The organism is Ginsengibacter hankyongi, from assembly GCF_008710285.1.
Classification (GTDB): Bacteria; Bacteroidota; Bacteroidia; order Chitinophagales; family Chitinophagaceae; genus Ginsengibacter; species Ginsengibacter hankyongi.
Window position 1 is genome coordinate 137407 of record NZ_VYQF01000004.1, and the last position, 21254, is coordinate 158660.

Annotated in this window: 19 protein-coding genes; 12 read left to right on the forward strand and 7 right to left on the reverse strand. The window is 37.4% G+C overall.

Annotation, left to right across the window (positions count from 1 at the left end; translation table 11 throughout):
* Positions 1–11 precede the first annotated feature (11 nt).
* The 9 genes from FW778_RS15065 (at position 12) to FW778_RS15105 (ending at position 13829) form a co-directional block, all read left to right on the forward strand.
* Positions 12–1232 (forward strand): glycoside hydrolase family 130 protein, encoded by a 1221-nt coding sequence (locus FW778_RS15065; RefSeq protein ID WP_150415634.1) that lies wholly within the window; start codon positions 12–14, stop codon positions 1230–1232.
* A gap of 15 nt (positions 1233–1247) precedes the next feature.
* Complete coding sequence (locus FW778_RS15070; RefSeq protein WP_235906274.1) at positions 1248–2474, forward strand: AGE family epimerase/isomerase; 1227 nt, start codon at positions 1248–1250, stop codon at positions 2472–2474.
* 53 nt (positions 2475–2527) lie between these two features.
* Positions 2528–4081 (forward strand): glycoside hydrolase family 28 protein, encoded by a 1554-nt coding sequence (locus FW778_RS15075; RefSeq protein WP_150415635.1) that lies wholly within the window; start codon positions 2528–2530, stop codon positions 4079–4081.
* Between the two features lie 93 nt (positions 4082–4174).
* Positions 4175–5059 (forward strand): sugar phosphate isomerase/epimerase family protein, encoded by an 885-nt coding sequence (locus FW778_RS15080; RefSeq protein WP_202552273.1) that lies wholly within the window; start codon positions 4175–4177, stop codon positions 5057–5059.
* A 29-nt stretch (positions 5060–5088) separates the two neighbouring features.
* A complete protein-coding gene (locus FW778_RS15085) occupies positions 5089–5868 on the forward strand; it encodes an NIPSNAP family protein (RefSeq protein WP_150415636.1) in 780 nt (259 codons plus the stop codon).
* Positions 5869–5878: 10 nt separating this feature from the next.
* Positions 5879–7390, forward strand: coding sequence for a TolB family protein (locus FW778_RS15090; RefSeq protein ID WP_150415637.1), 1512 nt, complete (start codon positions 5879–5881; stop codon positions 7388–7390).
* 42 nt (positions 7391–7432) lie between these two features.
* Positions 7433–9724 (forward strand): glycoside hydrolase family 3 N-terminal domain-containing protein, encoded by a 2292-nt coding sequence (locus FW778_RS15095; protein ID WP_150415638.1) that lies wholly within the window; start codon positions 7433–7435, stop codon positions 9722–9724.
* Between the two features lie 6 nt (positions 9725–9730).
* The gene (locus FW778_RS15100; RefSeq protein ID WP_150415639.1) at positions 9731–12574 is read left to right on the forward strand and encodes a glycoside hydrolase family 31 protein; all 2844 of its coding nucleotides are present in this window, start codon (positions 9731–9733) and stop codon (positions 12572–12574) included.
* Positions 12575–12623: 49 nt separating this feature from the next.
* A complete protein-coding gene (locus tag FW778_RS15105; RefSeq protein WP_150415640.1) occupies positions 12624–13829 on the forward strand; it encodes a glycoside hydrolase family 27 protein in 1206 nt (401 codons plus the stop codon).
* Positions 13830–13868: 39 nt separating this feature from the next.
* On the opposite strand, the gene mgrA is transcribed toward FW778_RS15105, so the two are convergent.
* On the reverse strand, positions 13869–14867 hold the full coding sequence (gene mgrA / locus FW778_RS15110; RefSeq protein ID WP_150415641.1) for an L-glyceraldehyde 3-phosphate reductase: 999 nt from the start codon (positions 14865–14867) through the stop codon (positions 13869–13871).
* Positions 14868–15302: 435 nt separating this feature from the next.
* Between mgrA and FW778_RS15115 the strand changes: the two genes are divergently transcribed.
* A complete protein-coding gene (locus tag FW778_RS15115) occupies positions 15303–17261 on the forward strand; it encodes a gliding motility-associated C-terminal domain-containing protein (protein WP_150415642.1) in 1959 nt (652 codons plus the stop codon).
* 24 nt (positions 17262–17285) lie between these two features.
* Here FW778_RS15115 and FW778_RS15120 read toward each other — a convergent pair whose 3' ends face one another.
* Positions 17286–17507 (reverse strand): DUF3303 domain-containing protein, encoded by a 222-nt coding sequence (locus FW778_RS15120; RefSeq protein ID WP_150415643.1) that lies wholly within the window; start codon positions 17505–17507, stop codon positions 17286–17288.
* 193 nt (positions 17508–17700) lie between these two features.
* On the opposite strand from FW778_RS15120, the gene FW778_RS15125 reads away from it, so the two are divergent.
* On the forward strand, positions 17701–18612 hold the full coding sequence (locus FW778_RS15125; protein WP_150415644.1) for a sugar phosphate isomerase/epimerase family protein: 912 nt from the start codon (positions 17701–17703) through the stop codon (positions 18610–18612).
* A gap of 90 nt (positions 18613–18702) precedes the next feature.
* On the opposite strand, the gene FW778_RS15130 is transcribed toward FW778_RS15125, so the two are convergent.
* The 4 genes from FW778_RS15130 to FW778_RS23505 all read right to left on the reverse strand — a co-directional run bounded on the left by FW778_RS15130 (position 18703) and on the right by FW778_RS23505 (position 20208).
* Complete coding sequence (locus FW778_RS15130; protein ID WP_150415645.1) at positions 18703–19056, reverse strand: hypothetical protein; 354 nt, start codon at positions 19054–19056, stop codon at positions 18703–18705.
* 86 nt (positions 19057–19142) lie between these two features.
* Positions 19143–19526, reverse strand: coding sequence for an SMU1112c/YaeR family gloxylase I-like metalloprotein (gene gloA2 / locus FW778_RS15135; protein ID WP_150415646.1), 384 nt, complete (start codon positions 19524–19526; stop codon positions 19143–19145).
* A gap of 63 nt (positions 19527–19589) precedes the next feature.
* Positions 19590–19961 carry a DoxX family protein gene (locus FW778_RS15140; RefSeq protein ID WP_150415647.1) on the reverse strand — a complete coding sequence of 124 codons (372 nt, stop codon included), beginning with the start codon at positions 19959–19961 and terminating at the stop codon, positions 19590–19592.
* 34 nt (positions 19962–19995) lie between these two features.
* Complete coding sequence (locus FW778_RS23505; RefSeq protein WP_235906275.1) at positions 19996–20208, reverse strand: hypothetical protein; 213 nt, start codon at positions 20206–20208, stop codon at positions 19996–19998.
* Positions 20209–20303: 95 nt separating this feature from the next.
* On the opposite strand from FW778_RS23505, the gene FW778_RS15150 reads away from it, so the two are divergent.
* A complete protein-coding gene (locus FW778_RS15150) occupies positions 20304–20672 on the forward strand; it encodes a hypothetical protein (protein WP_150415649.1) in 369 nt (122 codons plus the stop codon).
* Positions 20673–20679: 7 nt separating this feature from the next.
* Here the strand turns inward: FW778_RS15150 and FW778_RS15155 are convergent, their stop codons facing one another.
* Positions 20680–21204, reverse strand: a complete 525-nt coding sequence (locus tag FW778_RS15155) for a DinB family protein (RefSeq protein WP_202552274.1) — start codon at positions 21202–21204, stop codon at positions 20680–20682.
* Positions 21205–21254: the final 50 nt, after the last annotated feature.

Here is a 21254-nt window from a genome sequence, read left to right on the forward strand (position 1 = left end):
ACATTTTTATAATGAATACATATTTTCATAAAAGAGTAAAAACATTAACGGCAACTTTTAATGATTTAATAACTAAGAGGAATAAGCCGCTTGAATCAGTAAATGGAATTTACGAGCGCTACGAAAACCCTGTTCTCACTGCAGCTCACACTCCTCTTACCTGGCGTTTCGATTTCAACGAAAAAACAAATCCTTTTTTTATCGAAAGGTTCGGGATCAACGCCGTTTTCAATTCCGGCGCAATTAAATTTCATAATAAATATGTATTAGTACCAAGAGTTGAAGGCCTCGACCGGAAATCTTTTTTTGCGGTAGCTGAAAGCGATAACGGGATTGATAATTTTAAATTTTGGGATCGTCCTGTTATAATGCCTTCCGCTAATGAACCGGAAACAAATATTTATGATATGCGTTTGGTTCAACATGAGGATGGGTGGATTTATGGTATTTTCTGTACCGAGAAACGAAATACCACGGCGCCAGAAGGCGATCAATCTGCTGCAATAGCTCAATGTGGAATAGCCAGGACTAAAGATCTTGTAAAATGGGAACGACTTCCTAACCTTAAAACCCATTCACCTCAACAGCGAAACGTTGTTTTGCATGCTGAATTTTATAAGAATAAATATGCTTTTTATACCCGGCCGCAAGACAGCTTCATTGAGGCTGGAAGCGGTGGTGGTATCGGTTTCGGTTTTTGTGATGATATTAAAAATGCAGTAATTGACCATGAAATTGTAATTGATAAAAAAGTTTACCATACAGTTTATGAAGCAAAAAACGGCTCAGGCCCCGCTCCGCTTAAGACTTCTAAAGGCTGGCTACACCTGGCACACGGCGTGAGAAGCACTGCGGCAGGATTGCGCTATGTGTTGTATATGTTTATGACAGACCTTAATGATATTACTAAAATAATTCACAAGCCCGGCGGATATTTTATGGCGCCGCAGGGTGACGAAAGAGTGGGCGATGTTTCTAACGTAATTTTTACTAACGGTTGGATAGCCGATGATGATGGCACTGTGTTTATTTATTATGCCTCTTCCGATTTAAGAACACATGTCGCCACCTCTACTATTGAAAAACTGCTTGATTATGTCATGAACACTGCAGAAGATGGATTTACTTCTGAAGCGTCCGTTAAAACGATTACGGACATTATTGACAGTAACCTGGTCGGAAAAGAATATAATGGTACAGTACAAACGCAGATTCAGGGTTATGATAAATGAAAAAGATAAGAAATTTTGCTCATAAGTAACGATATCGAATTGGTTAAGCAATTAACGCTTTATAAAAAGCAAATGCAGCAGGAGTTGTCAGCAATTCTGCACTTCTGGCAGCGGTATACGCCAGACACCGCATTTGGCGGATTTTACGGCAGGCTCGATAATCTTAATAACGTTTCGAAGAATGCCCCCAAAGGCTCCGTTTTAAACAGCAGAATTTTATGGGCATTCTCGGCCGCTTTTAATCTTCAAGGCAATAAAGATTACCTGGATGTGGCAAACAGGGCTTTTCAATACATCATTAATTATTTTATAGATAAAACCAACGGAGGAATTTATTGGACCGTTGATTACAAAGGGGAACCCCTGGATACAAAAAAGCAGATGTATGCATTATCATTTGGAATTTATGGGTTAAGTGAATTTTATGTGGCCAGTAAAAATCAACAGGCAAAAGAAACTGCTATAGCATTATACCACCTTATTGTTGAACACAGTTATGATAAAATAAATGGAGGTTATTTGGAAGCATTGTCTGCAGATTGGAAGGAAATAGGCGATTTGCGTCTTAGTAAAAAAGATGCAAACGAAAAAAAATCCATGAACACACATTTGCATATACTGGAATGTTTTGCTGCTCTCTACCGTATATGGCCAGACGAAGTTTTAAAAAATAAAATTGAGGAGTTAATTCAGATTTTTTTAGATCATATAATTGATAAAAAAAGCAATCACCAGGTGTTGTTTTTTGATGAACAATGGAATCCGAAATCAAATATAATTTCATATGGCCACGACATTGAGGCCGCATGGCTGATCCAGGAAGCTGCTGAAATTATTCAAAATAAAAATTTAATTGAAAAGATTAAAATACGTTCGGTACAACTTGCAAATGCCGCCGCCGAAGGATTAGATACAGATGGTGGCTTATGGTATGAATATGAAGTAGAGGAAAAAAATCTTATTAAAGAAAAGCATTCATGGCCACAGGCAGAAAGCATGATTGGGTTTTTTAATGCCTGGCAATTAACCGGCAATGAAGATTTACTGGAAAAGTCTTTTGCCAGTTGGAAGTTTATACAGCAACACATTCTTGACAAAAAAAATGGTGAATGGTTCTGGGGCGTTAAAGAAAATTATTCGCTAATGAACGAAGATAAAGTGGGACCCTGGAAATGCCCATATCATAATAGCAGGGCTTGTATTGAATTGATAAAAAGAATAGATAATACACTAAAGAGTTAGCTAATGAATAAAATTAGTTTTTATTTTTTGCCGTTGAGTTTTAAATAATAAACATGAAAAAAAATTTGTCCTTTTTCATATGTGTTTTTTTCACTTCATTATGTACAGCGCAAACACAAACTTTTAATATTAAAAGTTATGGCGCTGTTGGTGATGGAAAATCAATTTGTACCAAAGCCTTGCAAAACGCAGTTGACGCATGTCATAAAAATGGCGGGGGCGATGTATTAATTCCAACCGGTATTTTCGTAATTGGAACGGTGCATTTAAAAACCAATGTGCACTTGTATTTACAGAGTGGCGCTGTACTCCGTGGCAGCGGTAACCTGGATGATTACGAGACTTTTTATGCAGGCAAGCCTTTTAGCCCGGTTCATAAGGGAATGCTATTTACGGAAGATGCGGAAAACATCACGATATCAGGCGAAGGGCGGATTGACGGTAACGGCGATGTTTTTTTTGAAATGGATAAGGCAAAAAAACTAAGCAGCAGTGATACGAAATTTACGAGACAAAAAGATAATTTCCGGCATGTTGATGAGAGAATAGGCGACGGGCCTTTTGTGCCAAAAGACAGGCCCTACCAAATGTTTGTTTTTAGTAATTGTAAGAGGGTAACTGTAAAAGACATTCTTATTACGAAGTCGCCATTCTGGTGCATGCATTTTGCCGATTGCGATGCTGTACGCGTAAGTGGCATTCGCTTATGGAATAATTTACTGGCACCTAACGCCGATGGCATAGACGTAACTAGCTGCAACAATGTAATCATTGACGGGTGCGATATACGCAGCGGTGACGACGCGATTGCAATAGTTGGCTATAATCATCATTTTGAAATTCCGGGATTTAATAATTCACTACATCCATCAGGTAATATTATTATAAGTAATTGTAATCTTCAATCGTATTCAAGCGGCATCCGTATCGGTTTTTTAGATCAAAATTCTGTGAAGAATATTCACGTTAGCAACGTAAATATTACCAACTCTACAAGAGGTATTGGCATTTTTGTAAGAGACCAGGGCTCGATTGAAAACATCACGTTTTCTAACATTAATATTGAAACGCATTTGAGAACAGGTGACTGGTGGGGCAATGGCGAGCCTATTCATATTTCGGCAGTAACGGGAAAGGATTCTGTAAAACTCGGCCAGGTAAAACACGTATTGTTCCAAAATATTATCTGTACAGGTGAAAATGGAATATTGTTGTATGGAAGCGACGAAAGCATGTTGGAAGATATTTCATTCGATCATATAAGATTTAATCTTATTGACAGCAAACTCAATGAAGTTGCCGGTGGCAATATCGATCTTCGCGGAAGCAGTCTGCAACCATCCCTTTTTAAAAGCGATATTCCCGCGATGTATGCGCAATACATTAAAGGTTTGCGCATCAGCGATTTTCAGTTGGAATGGGTTAATACCCGGATGCCGTTTTTTACCAATGGTATCGAATTAAATCATTTTGAAGATGCGGAAATAAAAGATTTTAAAGGAAGCGCATCACCCACAAATCCCAAAGCATTTAAGATTTATGCTGAAAATGGCAAAGACTTCAAAACAAATAGTAATAATGGTGTTTCAACCCAAAATGTGCAATAATTTTTGTATAATATGTAAACCCTGCAAGCTGCTTACTTAAAAATGAGTAAATTGAAAGGCTAAATTATTCGTGAACTTTTTAAAATAAATAACATGACAACTTCAAGAAGATCATTTCTAAAATCAACCACGTTACTTTCAGCAGGGTTATACATGGCCCCATCAAAGTTTAAGATGAAATCGCCCACAATTGGCTTGCAATTATATACCGTAAGAGATGCAATGGCGAAAGATCCGGTATCGACGCTGGCAAAAGTTGCAGCAATAGGTTACAATTCAGTAGAAGGCGCAACATATACCGGCGATGAAAAATTTTACGGTATGAGCGCCGCTGAATTTAAAAGAGTATTGAAGCAAAATGGCTTGATCATTCCAAGCAGCCATTACCGGTTGGGCGAAGAAAAAGTGAATGGAGAAACGCAAAAAGGAACAATGCTTAATGATTGGAACAAAGCCGTAGATGACGCCGCCGAAGTTGGAATTAAATATATGGTGTGTGCTTATTTATCAGAAACCGAAAGAGGTGATCTCGATCACTATAAAAAAGTGGCTGATCAATTAAATATTGCCGGAGAAAGATGCAAAAAATCGGGGATTCAATTGTGTTATCACAACCACAATTTTGAATTTGTAAAACAGGGCGAAACTTATCCTTATGATATTTTATTAAAGAGCGAAAAGAACCTTGTCAAAATGGAAATTGATTTGTATTGGATTAAAAAAGCAGGCCAGGATGCAGTTAAACTTTTCCATGAACATCCCGGAAGATTTCCTTTGTGGCACGTAAAAGATATGGACAAGACGCCTGAACAAAATTTCACAGAAGTGGGAAACGGTATTATCGATTTCAAAGAAATTTTTAAGTATAAAAGTTTAGCCGGAATGAAATACTTTTTTGTAGAAGAAGACAAATGCCCCGGCTCACCATTTGATAGTATTACAAAAAGCATCAATTATATAAAAAAGAATTTGGTTTAAATTTTCAATCATAAACTTTGCGACTAAAAATGTACACAAAAATTAAAATGGGTTTTATCATCGCATCTCTAATGACTATTTCTTCATCATTATTTGCAAAAGGCGGGCGTAATTTTTATCAAATGAAAATTTATCATTTAAAAAATAATGAACAGGTTAATAGTGTTGATGAATATTTGCAGAACGTTTATCTGCCTGCATTGCATCGCTTAAATATAAAAAACATTGGTGTGTTTAAACCAATTGCAAACGATACCGCGGCTGTAAAATATATCTATGTATTAATTCCTTTTAAATCAGACGAAGAATGGGTAAAACTTGATAAAAATATTGTAAAAGATAAAGTGTACGATGAGGCTGCAAAAGGTTTTTTGGCTGCGCCATCGGATAAGGCACCTTATGAAAGAATGGAATCCATTTTACTGGAAGCTTTCGAAAGCCAGCAGCAATTATTATTACCGGCAACAAAAAATGCAGAAAGGGTTTTTGAATTGAGAAGTTATGAAAGCCCTACCGAAAATTTATCAGCAAAAAAAATAGGCATGTTTAACAAGGATGAAATAAATATTTTCAACCGGCTTGGATTTAATCCTGTTTTTTACGGAAGAGTTTTGTCCGGGAGTCGCATGCCTAACCTGATGTATATGCCCATATTTAAAAGTGTGGAAGATAGAAATGCGCAATGGAAAGTATTTGGTGCAGATGCAAAATGGAAAGAAATTTCGGCAGACCCAGTGAATGAAAATAAAGTTTCCGTTTCGCACATTGACAGTATTTTAATGCACAGCACTTCATATTCTGATTATTAAATTTAAAATCATGCCTTTCAAATTATCAGGCTTAAAGATCTTTATGTTGGCGGTTAGTGCGCTTCCGTCACTAAATTCCTTTTCACAAAAAGTTGGTGTTTTTGAAAATCAAAATGACGTGGGTAAAATATTACATCGCGGTAGCGGAACATACAATGAAGCTACGGGTGAATATTTTTTATCGGGGTCGGGAACCAACATTTGGTTTACCCATGATGACTTTCATTATGTATGGAAGAAGATAAAAGGCGATTTTATATTACAGGCAAGAGGAAAATTGATCGGTAAAGGAGTAGAAGAACATCGAAAATTTGGTTGGATGGTTCGCGCAAATCTCGACAGCACTTCTTCAATGATCGCTGGAACCATTCATGGCAGCGGCCTTACGTCATTGCAATACAGGAAAGCGCCTAAAACAAATGTTGAGGAAAAGCAATTCACCATTTCAGGACCTGATGTAATCCAGTTAGAACGAAGGGGAAATCAATACATCATGTGTGTTGCGCATTTTGGAGAGCCGTTTGTTACTGAGGAAATTACTGACGTTGATTTAGGAGAGGATGTGTATGTGGGATTGTTTATCTGTTCACACAATAAGGATGTAGTGGAAAAAGTAAAATTCGATAACGTACGAATCATCGTTCCTGCAAAGGCGGATTTTGTTCCTTATAAAGATTACCTGGGAAGCAATATTGAAACCATGGATGTGTTTACAGGAGCAAGAAAAATTTTATACACTTCTCCTGCATCTTTACAGGCGCCTAACTGGATGCGTGATGGGGAAAGCTTAATTTATAATACAAATGGATTGATGTATCGGATCAATATTCAAAATTGTAAACCAACATTGATTAATACAGAGCCGGTAAAAAATAATAACAATGACCACGTAATTTCCTTTAACGGAAAGATGTTGGGACTAAGTGCCGCAAGTATGGATCATAAATATAACTCCGTTGTATATACAGTACCGGTAAACGGTGGTACGCCAAAACAAATAACGCCAACCGGCCCATCATATTTGCATGGATGGTCACCCGACGGCAAATGGCTAACGTTTACGGGCGAACGAAATAGCGAATTTGATATTTATAAAGTTCCTTCTAACGGCGGAGAAGAAATTCGCCTTACAACTACTCCTGGTTTGGACGATGGCTCTGAGTACAGTCCCGATGGAAAATACATTTATTTTAACTCTGTAAGAAGCGGTACCATGCAGTTGTGGCGCATGAAGCCGGATGGAAGCGACCAGCAACAATTAACGAATGATGAATACAATAATTGGTTTGCCCATATATCTCCCGATGGTAAATGGATTGTGTGTTTATCTTTTTCAAAAGATATTAAGGCTGATGATCATCCATTTTACAAACATGTTTATTTGCGCATGATGCCGGCTACAGGCGGCAATCTTAAGGTAATTGCTTATTTATACGGAGGGCAGGGTTCTATCAATACACAATCCTGGTCACCTGATAGTAAGAAAATTGCGTTTGTTAGTAACAGTGATGTAATAAAATAATTTGATGAATTGAACAATTTAGAAACCTAATTAAAGCTTGATATGAGACGCGTAGTTAACATTAAAAGTGCAATGCTTATTTTATTAATTGCAATAATTGCATTGCCATTAAAAAATAAAGCGCAACAGGTAAACGATCCCGCCATTGATGCGAAAGTGAATGCGCTGGTAAAGCAAATGACATTGGAAGAGAAAGTGGGCCAGATGGCGCAGGTTTCCATTGAGTCTCTCGGTAAAATAAGAAATGGGAATTTTGTTTTTGACCAGGATACTTTTAAAAAAGCCGTTATACAATATAAAATAGGCTCTATTCTTAATACGCCCGGCTTACAAAATGCGCAACAATGGAATAATATAATACAGGAGATACAAAATGCGGCTAAGCAAACAAGATTGAAAATTCCTGTATTGTATGGGCTTGATGATAATCACGGTGTAAATTATGTTGCGGGGGCTACTTTATTTCCCCAGGAAATTGGACAGGCCGCCACCTGGAATCCGGAACTTATTTATAATGCCGGGGTAATTACTGCTTACGAATCGCGGGCAGCAAGCGTGCCGTGGACTTATTCACCTGTGTTAGATTTAGGTACAAATCCGCAATGGCCGCGTATTTGGGAAGATTATGGCGAGGACCCCTATTTGAGTTCACGGATGGGCGTTGCATTTGTACATGGTGTGCAGGATCCGCTCGGCAGCAAAGACAAACTTGTAGTAAGTCTAAAACATTACATGGGTTACTCCGATCCCAAATCGGGGCATGACAGAACAGATGCATGGATCCCCGAAAATTATTTGCGGGAATATCATTTGCCGGCCTTTCGTGCATGCGTAGACGCAAACGCCAGGACAGTTATGGTTAACTCAGCATTAATTAATGGGATACCAACTCATATTAATAAACACGTTCTTACTGATATTTTAAAAGACGAATTGGGCTTCACAGGTTTTACTGTGAGCGATTGGCAGGATATTGAAAATGTGTACCGGCGCGATCATATCACTAAAGATATTAAAGGTGCAATTATGCTGGCTATAAACGCCGGAATTGATATGTCGATGATTCCTTATAATTACAAGGAATTTTGTACCGACCTCATTGCTTTGGTTAAAGAAGGAAAAGTTTCTATGAGCCGAATCAACGATGCCGTTACAAGAATTTTGAGGGTGAAAGAAGAATTAAAACTCTTTGAAACGCCAATGACTTATTTAAAAGATTATCCAAAATTTGGAAGTGCCGAATTTGAAAAAGCATCTTATAATACTGCCGCGGAATCTATTACGCTTTTAAAAAATTCTAACAACGTTTTGCCTTTGCCAAAAACTGCCAGGGTTTTGGTAACAGGCCCCAATGCTAATTCCATGAGAACATTAAATGGCGGTTGGACCTATACATGGCAGGGAGAGAGAACAGATGAATACGCACAGAAATACAATACTATTTTAGAAGCCGTTCAGAACAAATTCGGCCCTACAAATGTATTGTATGAGAGAGGTGTGTCTTACAATACGGCCGGAAAATATTATGAAGATTCAATTGTTGATATGGACGCGGCTGTAAAAGCTGCCGCAAATGTTGATTATATTTTATTATGTATTGGTGAAAATAATTATACAGAAACACCGGGCAATTTGAATGATTTGACCTTATCTCACAACCAGTTGTTGCTTGCAAAAGCAATGATTAAAACGGGCAAGCCTGTAATTTTTATTTTGAATGAAGGACGGCCAAGGATTTTTAATGAGGTGGAATCTGCTGCAGCTGCAGTTATCGACGTATATCTTCCTTCAAATTTTGGCGGCGATGCTTTGGCGGATATTCTTACGGGAGATGTTAACCCGAGCGGAAAGCTTCCAATAACCTATTCACGTTTCACTAATGCACTGGCAACCTATATACATAAGCCTTCCGAAGGTGATGGCAATCCACAAGGCGGAGATTTTTATCCGCAATATCAATTCGGATTTGGATTGTCTTATACATCTTTTGAATACAGTAACCTTTCTGTTAATAAAAATGTTTTTTCACCTGGCGACACGGCAACTATACATGTTACTGTAAAAAATTCGGGTAACCGTGATGGTAAGGAAGTTGTTGAATTGTTTGCGTCTGATCTTGTTGCTTCTTTAACCCCGGATGTAAAAAGGCTAAGAGGTTTTGAAAAAATTGATTTAAAAGCCGGGGAATCAAAGACGGTAACTTTCCGGCTTCCAATGAAAGATCTTGCCTACGTAAATTCAAACAATAAAACAGAGTTGGAAGCAGGCGATTTTAAACTCCAGGTTGCAAATCTTAATGCATCTTTCAGTGTTAATAAAACGGTGATCTATTAAATAGATATGAAAACGATTGCTACGTATTTTTTTATCGCTTTTAACCTGTTAAGTGTATCTGCATCATATGCACAAAATGCCAGGTTTGAAAAGCTCGATAATGGAGTAATAATTTACTTTTCAAATCATGAAACCAATTCCACGAGGGCTTTACAACTTGTGGTAGTTGATAAGAAAATTATCCATGTAATTAAAAGCCCCGAACTGCCACTGGTGGCCGATACCAGCCTCATGATTTTAAAAAATAGTTCTAAAACGCAATTCTTTGTAACTAATACAAACGACGAGGTAACACTTTCAACCGCGGAATTGAAAGCAACTGTTTCTTTAGAAACTGGCCTGGTAACATTTGAAGATTCAGCCGGAATTAGATTATTACGGGAAGATAATAATGTAAAAAATTTTAAGCCCACTGTAATTGATGCGGGGCAATCGTGGCAGGTTCAGCAATCATTTATCACTCCAGAAGATGAAGCCTTTTATGGCCTCGGCCAGCATCAGCAGGGCTTAATGAATTATAAAGGAAATATAATTACGCTTTTGCAAAACAATACTGAAGTGGCCATTCCATTTTTAGTTTCAAATAAGAATTATGGAATTCTCTGGGATAATTATTCTATTACAACATTTGGCGATGGAAGAAGTTATGAACCCCTTAATCATTTAAGGTTGTTTGATGCGAATGAAAATGCCGGATCGCTTTCGGCAACTTATGTTCTTAAAATGGATTCTTCCAAAATAATCACAAAAAGAAATGAAGACTCAATCGCTTATGATTATTTATCCGATTTAAAAAACTTTCCCGCTTCATTTGAATTAGGTAAAGGAATGGTAATGTGGAATGGATTTATTCAGTCACCTTATTCCGGACTTCATAAGTTTTCGTTTAGATATGGTGGTTATATTAAGGCATGGCTTAATGATTCTCTGTGTTTAAATGAATGGCGCCAATGCTGGAACCCTGAAATGACGATTATCCCATTCGTAATGGAAGCCGGCAGGAAATATCATATCAAATTAGAATGGATTCCGGATGGTGGTGAATCTTACATTTCGTGCAATTGGCTTCGCCCGGCAAATGATGAAGAAAAGCGTCACTTTATGCTCCGATCGGAATCGGCTGATAATGTTGGCTATTATTTGGTGTATGGTGAAAAAACTGACGACATAATAAGTGGTTACCGGCAACTCACAGGCAAAGCGCCAATTGTTCCAATATGGGCGCTTGGATTTTGGCAAAGCCGGGAACGATATAAGACACAGCAGGAAGTTATATCTACCCTAAAAGAATTTCGTAAGAGGCAAATTCCAATCGACAACATTGTGCTGGACTGGCAATATTGGGAGCCCGATCAATGGGGGAGCCAGCAATTCGATTCATCAAGATTTCCAGACCCGTTTGGCATGATTGACTCGCTGCACCATTTGTATCATTCACATATGATGGTTTCGGTATGGCCGAAATTTTATAAAGGAATTGCCAATTATGATTTAATGAATAATAAGGGGTTTTTATTAACAAGAAATATTGAAGAAAACCGGAAAGATTGGTTAGGCTACGTTTCTACATTTTATGATGCTTTTAATCCTGAAGCAGCAAAAGTATTTTGGAGCCTTGTTTATAACAATTTATACCGGAAAGGCGTAGACGCTTTTTGGATGGATGCACCTGAACCTGATATTCATTCTAATTTGAATATTGAACAAAGAAAGGAATTGATGTTTCCGAATGCTTTGGGCTCTGCAACAAAATATTTTAATGCTTATCCACTTGTGAATGCCAAAGCGGTTTACGAAGGGCAGCGTTCAGTTGCTCCCAATAAGCGGATATTCACATTAACCCGTTCTGCTTATGCCGGTTCGCAACGTTATGCCGCTGCAGTTTGGAGTGGAGACATTGGATCACGCTGGCATGATATGAAAAATCAAATTTCAGCCGGAGTTAATTTTTCTATGTCCGGAATTCCTTACTGGACCATGGATGCCGGCGGCTTTGCCGTAGAACACCGTTATGAAAATGCGAAAGGGGATGATCTTCAAGAATGGAAAGAGCTAATGACGAGATGGTACCAATTCGGCGCTTTCTGCCCGTTATTTCGGGTACATGGCCAGTTTCCTTACCGCGAAATATTTAATGTGTCTTCTCCAGGCGAAGATGCTTATGAGAGCATGCTGTATTATGATCAACTGCGTTACAGGCTTCTGCCTTACATCTATTCAATGGCTGCTAAAAGTTACCTGGATGATTATACCATTATGCGTGGTTTAATAATGGATTTTCCAAATGATAAAAACGTGATCGACATAAACGATGAATATTTATTTGGAAATAGTTTTCTAATAAACCCGGTATATGAGAGAGATGCGGTGAGCAGGAAAGTTTATTTGCCTTCAGGCGATGGATGGTATAATCTTTATGATGGGAAATATTTTGAAGGAGGTCAAAATATAAATGCACCTGCACCTTACATGCGCATGCCTGTATTTGTAAAGGAAGGTTCTATAATTCCCTTTGGGCCTGCATTACAATATACCGGAGAAAAGAAAGCTGATACAATATCATTATTTATTTATACCGGTAAAAACGCATCTTTTATTTTATATGAAGATGATGGCACAACTTATAATTATGAAAAAGGTAAATATGCTACCATCACATTTAATTACAATGAAGCTGGTAAAGAATTAACTATACAGAACAGGCAGGGAAATTTTCAAGGTATGCTGCAAAAGAGAATATTTAATATTTATTGGATAAAAAAAGATAAACCCCTTGAATTGAAGTTTGATAAAAAATATGATAAGGAGATTGTATATAAGGGGCAAAAATTATCAATCAGAATGAATTAAATGGTTATATGAATTTTAGGAAATTTAGATTATTAAGTAAAATAACATCATGAAAAAAATCTTCTTCTTTGCATTTATTTTCTGCAGCACAAAAATGTATGCGCAAAAATTTGAGGGATTAGCGCTAACACCGCCGATGGGATGGAATAGCTGGAATACATTTCAAACAAAAATCAATGATTCGTTGGTAAGAGAAATTGCCGATGTAATGGTTTCTTCAGGGATGAAGGACGCGGGCTATACCTATCTTGTTTTGGATGATGGATGGATGTCAAGGGAAAGAGATAGCGTTACAGGAAATCTTGTTCCTGATCCAAAGAAATTTCCCAACGGAATGAAAGTGCTGGTTGATTATGTACATTCAAAAGGCTTAAAGTTTGGATTATACAATTGTGCAGGCACTAAAACCTGTGCAGGCTATCCGGGTACAAGAGGATATGAATACCAGGATGCGAGATTTTATGCTTCCCTGGAAATTGATTATTTAAAATTTGACTGGTGTAATACGGATGGAATTAATGCAAAGGAAGCCTATACTACTATGAGTAAGGCATTAAAAGCAGCAGGTCGCCCGATTGTTTTTAGTCTATGTGAATGGGGTACTAATAAACCGTGGGAGTGGGCTGAGAATGTTGGTGAACTTTGGCGTACAACAGGAGATATTTCGGCAGTTTATGATGGATATATTGATCATGGAACCTGGAAGCAAACAGGTGTAATGCCGATAGTTGATCTGCAAAAGGGATTAAGAAAATATGCAGGCCCCGGCCATTGGAACGATCCTGATATGCTTGAGGTGGGTAACGGTATGAGCGTAGCCGAAGATAGAACGCATTTTTCGATGTGGTGTATGCTTGCAGCACCGCTGATGGCAGGCAATGATTTAAGAAAGATGTCGAAAGAAACACAATCGATATTAACCAATAAAGAAGCGATAGCGATTAACCAGGATAAGTTAGGTATTGAAGGATTTCAATATGAAGATAAAGATAGTCTTGAGGTGTGGGTAAAGCCTTTGGAGAATGATGATTGGGCCGTATGTTTTTTAAACAGGTCTGCTAAGCCGATGAAAATAAATCATAACTGGAAGGATGAATTGATTACAGATCCATTATTTCATAAAACAATGAATGCAAAAGAACATCCATATAAAATAAGAAACGTCTGGGCGAAAAGTAATGCAGGTGACACACAAAAACCTTTAGTTGCAATAGTGCCTTCTCATGATGTAATGATGTTGAGGCTAACGAAATAACTGTTTAATGTTTTAAACCTATATTCGATTTTTTAAAGATTACTGGTTAAGAATCTTATCAATTCTTTCCAATTCCTCTTTTGAGAAACTATAATTTTTAATAGCGCCGATTGCGTCAGATACCTGCTTTGGTTTACTTGCTCCTAGAATAACCGAAGTAATGCGTTCATCTTTTAAAACCCATGCAATAGCCATTTGTGCAAGCGATTGATTTCTTTCAGCAGCGATTGCATTTAATTTTTTTGCTTTATCTATAATTTCATTGGTAACCTGGGATTCACTGATAGCACCATTTTCGAGATGCCTGCCTACCCTTGAATCTTTGGGGATTCCCTTTAAATACTTATTAGTAAGAATTCCCTGGGCTAATGATGAGAAGGTGATACAACCTACTTTTTCTTTACCTAAAAGATCTAATAAACCATTTTCAACCCAGCGGTCAAGCATTGAATATCTTGGTTGATGAATAAGACATGGAGTTCCCAGTTTTTTCAACATTTCAAATGCCTTTGCTGCTTCTTCCGGTTGATAACTTGATATGCCTACATACAAAGCTTTGCCTTGCCTTACAATGAGATCGAGCGCAGTCATCGTTTCTTCCAAAGGAGTTTCAGGGTCCGGGCGATGATGATAAAATATATCAACATAATCCAATCCCATTCGTTGTAAACTTTGGTCGAGACTTGCAACTAAATATTTTTTTGAGCCCCAATCGCCGTAAGGCCCATCCCACATTAGATATCCCGCCTTGGACGAAATAATTAACTCATCCCTGTAAGGCTTAAAATCTTTTTTAAATATTTTACCAAATGTTACCTCAGCAGCGCCCGGTGGCGGACCGTAATTATTAGCAAGATCAAAATGTGTAATACCATTGTCGAAGGCCGTATGCAAGATCTTACAGCAATTTTCGTAATCATCAATCTCACCAAAGTTGTGCCATAAGCCCAATGAAATTAATGGGAGTTTGAGACCACTGTTGCCGCATCTGCGGTATTGCATCAGGTCATAACGATTTTTATTTGCAGAGTAACTCATTATAGTTGTTGAAATTTTTTATAAATACGATTAGCCATATCAGTTATGAAACTCCTTTATTGTTGCTGTTGCTTGTGTTGCACTTTAAGATAATGGCGGTAGAATTCCAATGAGTACCTATCTTTTAAAAACATTGAATGCCTATAGTCTTTGTCTTAATCGTGTTTCTATTACTCCATTTACTAATTGTAATAACGCGTGAAATAATATCAAATGTAAATATTTTTTCTATACCCCGCCGCTATGGAATGTAATAGGAAAATGTAAATCGGCTGTTTAAAAATATTGTCACTTTCATTTCGCTTCGGATTTAATATTTTAACTTTAACAGCGGTAAAAGAATTAAGGAAATAACGAAAGAAATTTCATCTTCTTCCGTTATTTCCTTTTTGATGTATAAGAATCTGCCTTTGAAAAATATTGTTTGGGTGAAATATGTATAAGTTATTAATGAAGGAAACTGTTATGAGACCGCCATTAAAAATGTTGGTTGCCTTTTTGTTATTTACATTTCTTTATTGTTTTGAATCGAACGCTCAACTATGCCAGGGGAGCCTCGGTGACCCCGTGGTCAATATCACTTTTGGTGCCGGCTCCAATTCAGGACCGCCACTTGGTAGCACTAATTATACCTATGTTCCAAAGGATTGTCCGAACGATGGCTTTTATACAATCGCCAATTCAACAAGAAACTGCTTCAACGGCACCTGGCATACACTCACCGAAGATCATACGCCCGGTGATGTCAACGGTTACATGATGGTGGTGAATGCTTCCTACACGCCCGGAGATTTTTTTGTAAAAACAGTGGATGGCCTTTGTCCGAATACCACCTACGAATTTGCTTCCTGGATTTATAATGTGCTGCAGCCATACGCGTGCGACGGCCATGGAATAAAACCTAATATAACTTTTAGCATTGAAACAACTTCGGGCACTGTATTGCAAACTTACTCAACCGGCGACCTCCCTATGGTGGCCAACTGGACGCAATACGGCTTCTTCTTTTCAACTACTTCCGGCACAAATTCCGTCGTTTTAAGAATGACTAATAACGCCCCGGGCGGGTGTGGTAACGATCTGTTGCTGGATGATATTACTTTTCGTGCATGCGGCCCGTTAGTTACTGCTAATATAAATGGAGTTGCTGATTCTGTTGATGTTTGTACGGGAGATAATTCTGTTTTCACGTTGCACGCAAATGTTTCTGCAGGGTATTCGGATCCTGTTTATCAATGGGAGCTTAGTATAAATAATGGCGCTTCGTGGGCAAATATCTCTGGCGCAAATGATACGGTTTACACCCGGCCCGCTACCCCTAATGTGGCGACTTACCTATATAGATTGGCAGTTTCACAGCGGGAAAATATAAATGTATCAACCTGTTCAATCCTTTCAAATATTGTAAAAGTAGGCGTGAATGAATATCCGGTGACTGATGCGTCTAACCGTGGCAGTTGTATTGGTGATACACTGTTTTTAAATGCTAATGGCGGCAGCTTTTTTTCGTGGGCAGGGCCAATGAATTTCTTAAGTACCGAGCAATCTCCATTTATTGCCCCGACTGCTGCAGAAAATAGCGGAATTTATTTTGTAAAGGTTACTTCTTCCAAAGGTTGTACAACCGCAGATTCCACAAAGGTTGATTTAATCTCAAAGCCGTCGGTTTATGCGGGTGATGACGCTGAGATCTGCGAGGGAGCTACGGTTCAACTAAATGCTGCAGGAAGTGATAATATCACCTCATACTCGTGGGCGCCGCCACAGGGAATTTCAGATCCAAATATTCCTAACCCTGTTGCTTTACCAAAGGAAACAACATTATATATTCTTACAGTTGCAAACAATGAATGTAAAGTGTATGATTCTTTATTAATTACGGTTGATAAAAACCCATCCGCAAATGCAGGGCCGGATAGAGTAATTATCAAAGGGCAATCTGTTACTTTAAGCGGAACTGCGGACGGAACTGATGTTAATTATTTTTGGGCGCCAAATACTAATATAACGGGAACTGAAACACTTGTACCTGTTGTAAGCCCACCAGCAAGCCAGGTGTATGTATTGAATGTAATTTCAAATAAAGGTTGTGGAACCGCTACAGATAGTGTGCTGGTAAAAGTTTACCAACAGTTGTACATTCCGAATGCGTTCACGCCTAACGGTGACGGTGTAAATGATAATTGGTTTATAGAAACGTTGCAGGCGTATCCCGGTGCGCAGGTTAAAGTCTATAACCGTTACGGGCAAATAGTTTTTGACAATCACAGAAAAAATATTTGGTGGGATGGAAAATTCAAAGGTGTTCAACTTACCTCGGGAGCCTATGTGTATATAATCGATTTGAAAAATAATACCCCGGTCATAAAAGGTGTTGTGTATGTTCTGTTATAAGCCACTAAATATTTTTTCGGAAGTTTAAATAGCGTCGACTCTTTCTTTTGCCTGCGCCGATGTTATTACCGGGATAACCTTAAAATCAGCAAGGTCATTCCAGTGTTGAATCCATTCATTAATTTTTTCTTCCGAATCGCTTTCCATAACCTGGTAGCAAGTTGTTACTTCCTCGTTAATCCAACTATTTATATAATGAACTCCTGTGGGCAGTTGCCTTCCTTTTTCCTCAATCTTTTGTATAATTCTTTCACTTTATTTTGGCGGAAAGTTTCGATGATCATATACATCATAAAATAATTTTTGCAAGTTTTAACTAATGAAATATAATTATCAAAATAAAAAAGCAAAGTAAAGAAAATGAATAAAATAATATGCAATAAAACTTAGAACTATTAAGTATTTTTAATCTCCTTTCTTCAGCTAAATAAAAATTTATATGAATACTTCCCGCCGCACATTTATTAAAACCGGCAGTATAACGATTGGCGGCGCAGCAATGCTTCCGGATATTTTAAAAGAAAAGAAGACGAATGCTATTTTGGGATTGCAGTTATACACAGTGAGAGACGATATGAAAACAGATCCTGCAGGAACTTTAAAGCGCCTGGCAGCCATGGGCTTCAAATACGTTGAACATGCAGGCTATCATGACCGTAAATTTTATGGATATTCAATACCGGATTTCAAAAATCTTTTAAAAGATAATGGATTAAAAATGGAAAGTGGCCATAACCCACTCACGTCTAAATATTGGGATAAGGCCACAAATGATTTTACGGAGGAATGGAAATATACTATTGAAGACTCGGCCGCTATTGGATTAAAATACATGATAAGCCCGGGGGTTGATGAAAGCATGTGCAAGAACATGGACGATTTTAAATTATATATGGACATGCATAACAAAACCGGTGAGCTTTGTAAAAAAGCAGGAACACATTTTGCCTTTCATAATGAAAGTTATGAATTTAACCACAGCCTTAATGGCACCGTATTGTACGACTTGCTGCTTCAATTAACTGACAAATCTTTAGTGGCACAACAAATTGACATTGGTAATATGTATGAGCCGGGCGGAAGGCCTTTATATTATTTAAAAAAATACTCGGGAAGATTTTTATTGATGCATGTAAAAGATGAATTGAAAAGAGATTCTCCGGGAACTGATGGCAGAGTTTATGAAAATACGTTATTGGGAAAGGGAGTTATTGACGTAAAAAATGTTGTTGATTATGCACGTAAAACAGGAACGAAATATTTTATAATAGAGCAGGAAGAATACCAGGGAATAGCGCCGCTCGATTGTGCGAAAGAAGATTTAGAAAAAATGAAAGGGTGGGGCTTTTAGTAAGAGTTCAGCAACATTTTGGCTAACTAATTTTACCACATTTCATTAATCAAAGTAAGAAGTTGGTTTCTACCTTTTTTATTTTTGAATTTATTCACCGGCTTCATTTTTTGCAAACCATTTTTTAAAAACATAGTGATATATCTGAGTGGTTCCGTTTAAAACGGGAAATGCATTCACAAATATCCATCCGTCTTTACCCATATAATTCAATGCATCAACAACCGTATTAAATTTTTTCAATTTCCCTTCATCATCCTTAAGCCTTGTATCTTTCCAGATGCTTTTTTGTTCACCATAATTTATATCAATGGTAACTTTATTGCTTAAAAGCCTTGGCGTTGCAATTACTTCGCAATACTGTTCAACTTTTGACGAATCAATTTGGGAAAAGGAAACAGATGAAATAAAAACTATTATGGCGGTAATGATGAGCTTTTTCATGAAGCAGAATTTTTGCAATGATTTAATAGTAAATGTAAAAAAAATAAGCGCAATCCCGTAATAACTAAACCTGCCATCTTTAACTATCACTTCTCATACAATTCAATGGGCAAATCATCGGGATCTGCAAAAAAAGTAAAACGTTTGTTGGTGGTTTCGTCTATACGAACGGGCTCACAAGCGACGTTATGTTTTTTTAATTTTTCAATTACAACATTTAAGTCATTTACTTCAAAAGCAATATGCCTCAAGCCTGTTCCTTCCGGCCTTGACAATCTTGGTGGTGGCGCGGGAAATGAAAAAAGCTCAATAATATATACACCATTTAATGCGAGGTCTAATTTATACGACTGCCTTTCTTTTCTATAAATTTCTCTTATAATTTCAAGCCCTAAAATCTCTGTATAAAAAACTTTTGACTTTTCATAACTGGAACAAATAATTGAAATATGATGGACACGATTAAGCATACACGCAAGTTATCAATTAATGTAATTGATATTCGATCGATTTCCGAACGGTTATTGATTTCTTTATACCGTGTTCATCTTCTTATGCCACAGGTAATAGGAAAGAAATAAAAAAATTATTGGCAGCACCATAAACATTAACGATGATTGAAGTCCGTATGTTGCAAGTACCGAATAAGTGGCGCCGGCCAGGTCGAAAAATAAACCTGCATAAGCCCACTCTGTTATTCGTTTAAACCCGGGAATGAGTATAGCAATTACCCCCAGCACCTTTGCAACACCAAGAAACGGAACGATATAATTAGGATAGCCCAATTGATTATTCATAAACTTAATTGCATCGGCAGTGCTCAAAACATCTGGAATGGCTGAAAATAGCATGGACGCTGCAAACAATCCAGTGATAATCCAATATAAAATTTTTGTCTTTTTCATTTTACTCCATGTAATATTAATAAATTAATTACCGTTAGTTTGATTTCTCCACGCGATTAAACATCCAGTTTACTCCATATGTATCGGTACAACTTCCAAAGTATGCGCCCCAAAACATGTCTTGTAATTCCATGGAAATTTTTCCATCTTTTGATAACGCATTTAGAGATTTATTGGCAACCATTCCAATGATCTGTCTTCTAGTAGGATCTGCTATTGCCTGAAATACATCCCGTCGCGCTTCCATATGCAAGTATTTACTTGCGCAAATTTTTTTGATTTTTTTTACATAAGCCATAATGCAACGTCTTAGTAAGGAAGGTTGTCAACAATAAAAAAATAATGAAAAATCTTTTCGTCATCAGTATATTATTCTCCGGGATGCTATTTTTTTGCGGTAAAAATAAGCTAGAAGCTAACGGTAAAGTGCACGTGCGAATAGAAAACCTGGCAGGATTTACAATAAGAAATGTAAGCGTTGGAAATGCAAATTATGAGATCGTGATCCAGGGGCAGATTACTAATTGTAAAATTTTGGATCAGCCAATATATGCCGGGTATTGCAGTTTTATGAAAGACAGTGTTCAATCAGGTGCCGGTGTAGGAGTTTGTGGAACGCCGTCTCCACCTCTATTTAAACCGGGGTATTACACTTTCAGAGTAACTCCTGAAGTTAACGGGTATAATAATATAATTGTAATTGAAAATTAGCCCCGCATCAGTTTAAATATTTTTCTTTGATAATATTAATGTGATGCAATTCATGCCCGGCAAGGTGATAGCCCAATGCCCGCACCGTTACTTTATTTTTGTTTGCAACACCTTCTCTTAATAAAGCTGTCTTGTCAAAGCTTTCAAACAAAGTAATCGTTGCATTGCGAACGGATTCATATTCATTCAATATATTTTCAATACTTCTGTTGTTTGCATTTGAAAAAGTGGCATAGTCATCCTGTTCAAAACCCGGGAGTTCAGTTTTGTCATTTCTCGCAAAACATAAAGCACGGTAAGCATAAATGCGTTCATCATCTATTATATGAACCAATATTTCTTTTATGTTCCATTTATCTTTTGCATACCGGTAAGTAAGTTTTTCTTCCGGTAGAGAGAAGATGAATTCTTTTGTCTTGTCAAAATTTTCTTTTAAATGTTTTAATAGCAATCCATCATCTGGCAATAGACTAATATACATTATTGCATATGATGGAAATTCTCCGTTTTTTGGTTTTTCTATTTTTTTCACGTGTGTAAAAGCTTTAAACGATCTTCACTATTTTACATAGTTCGATTATA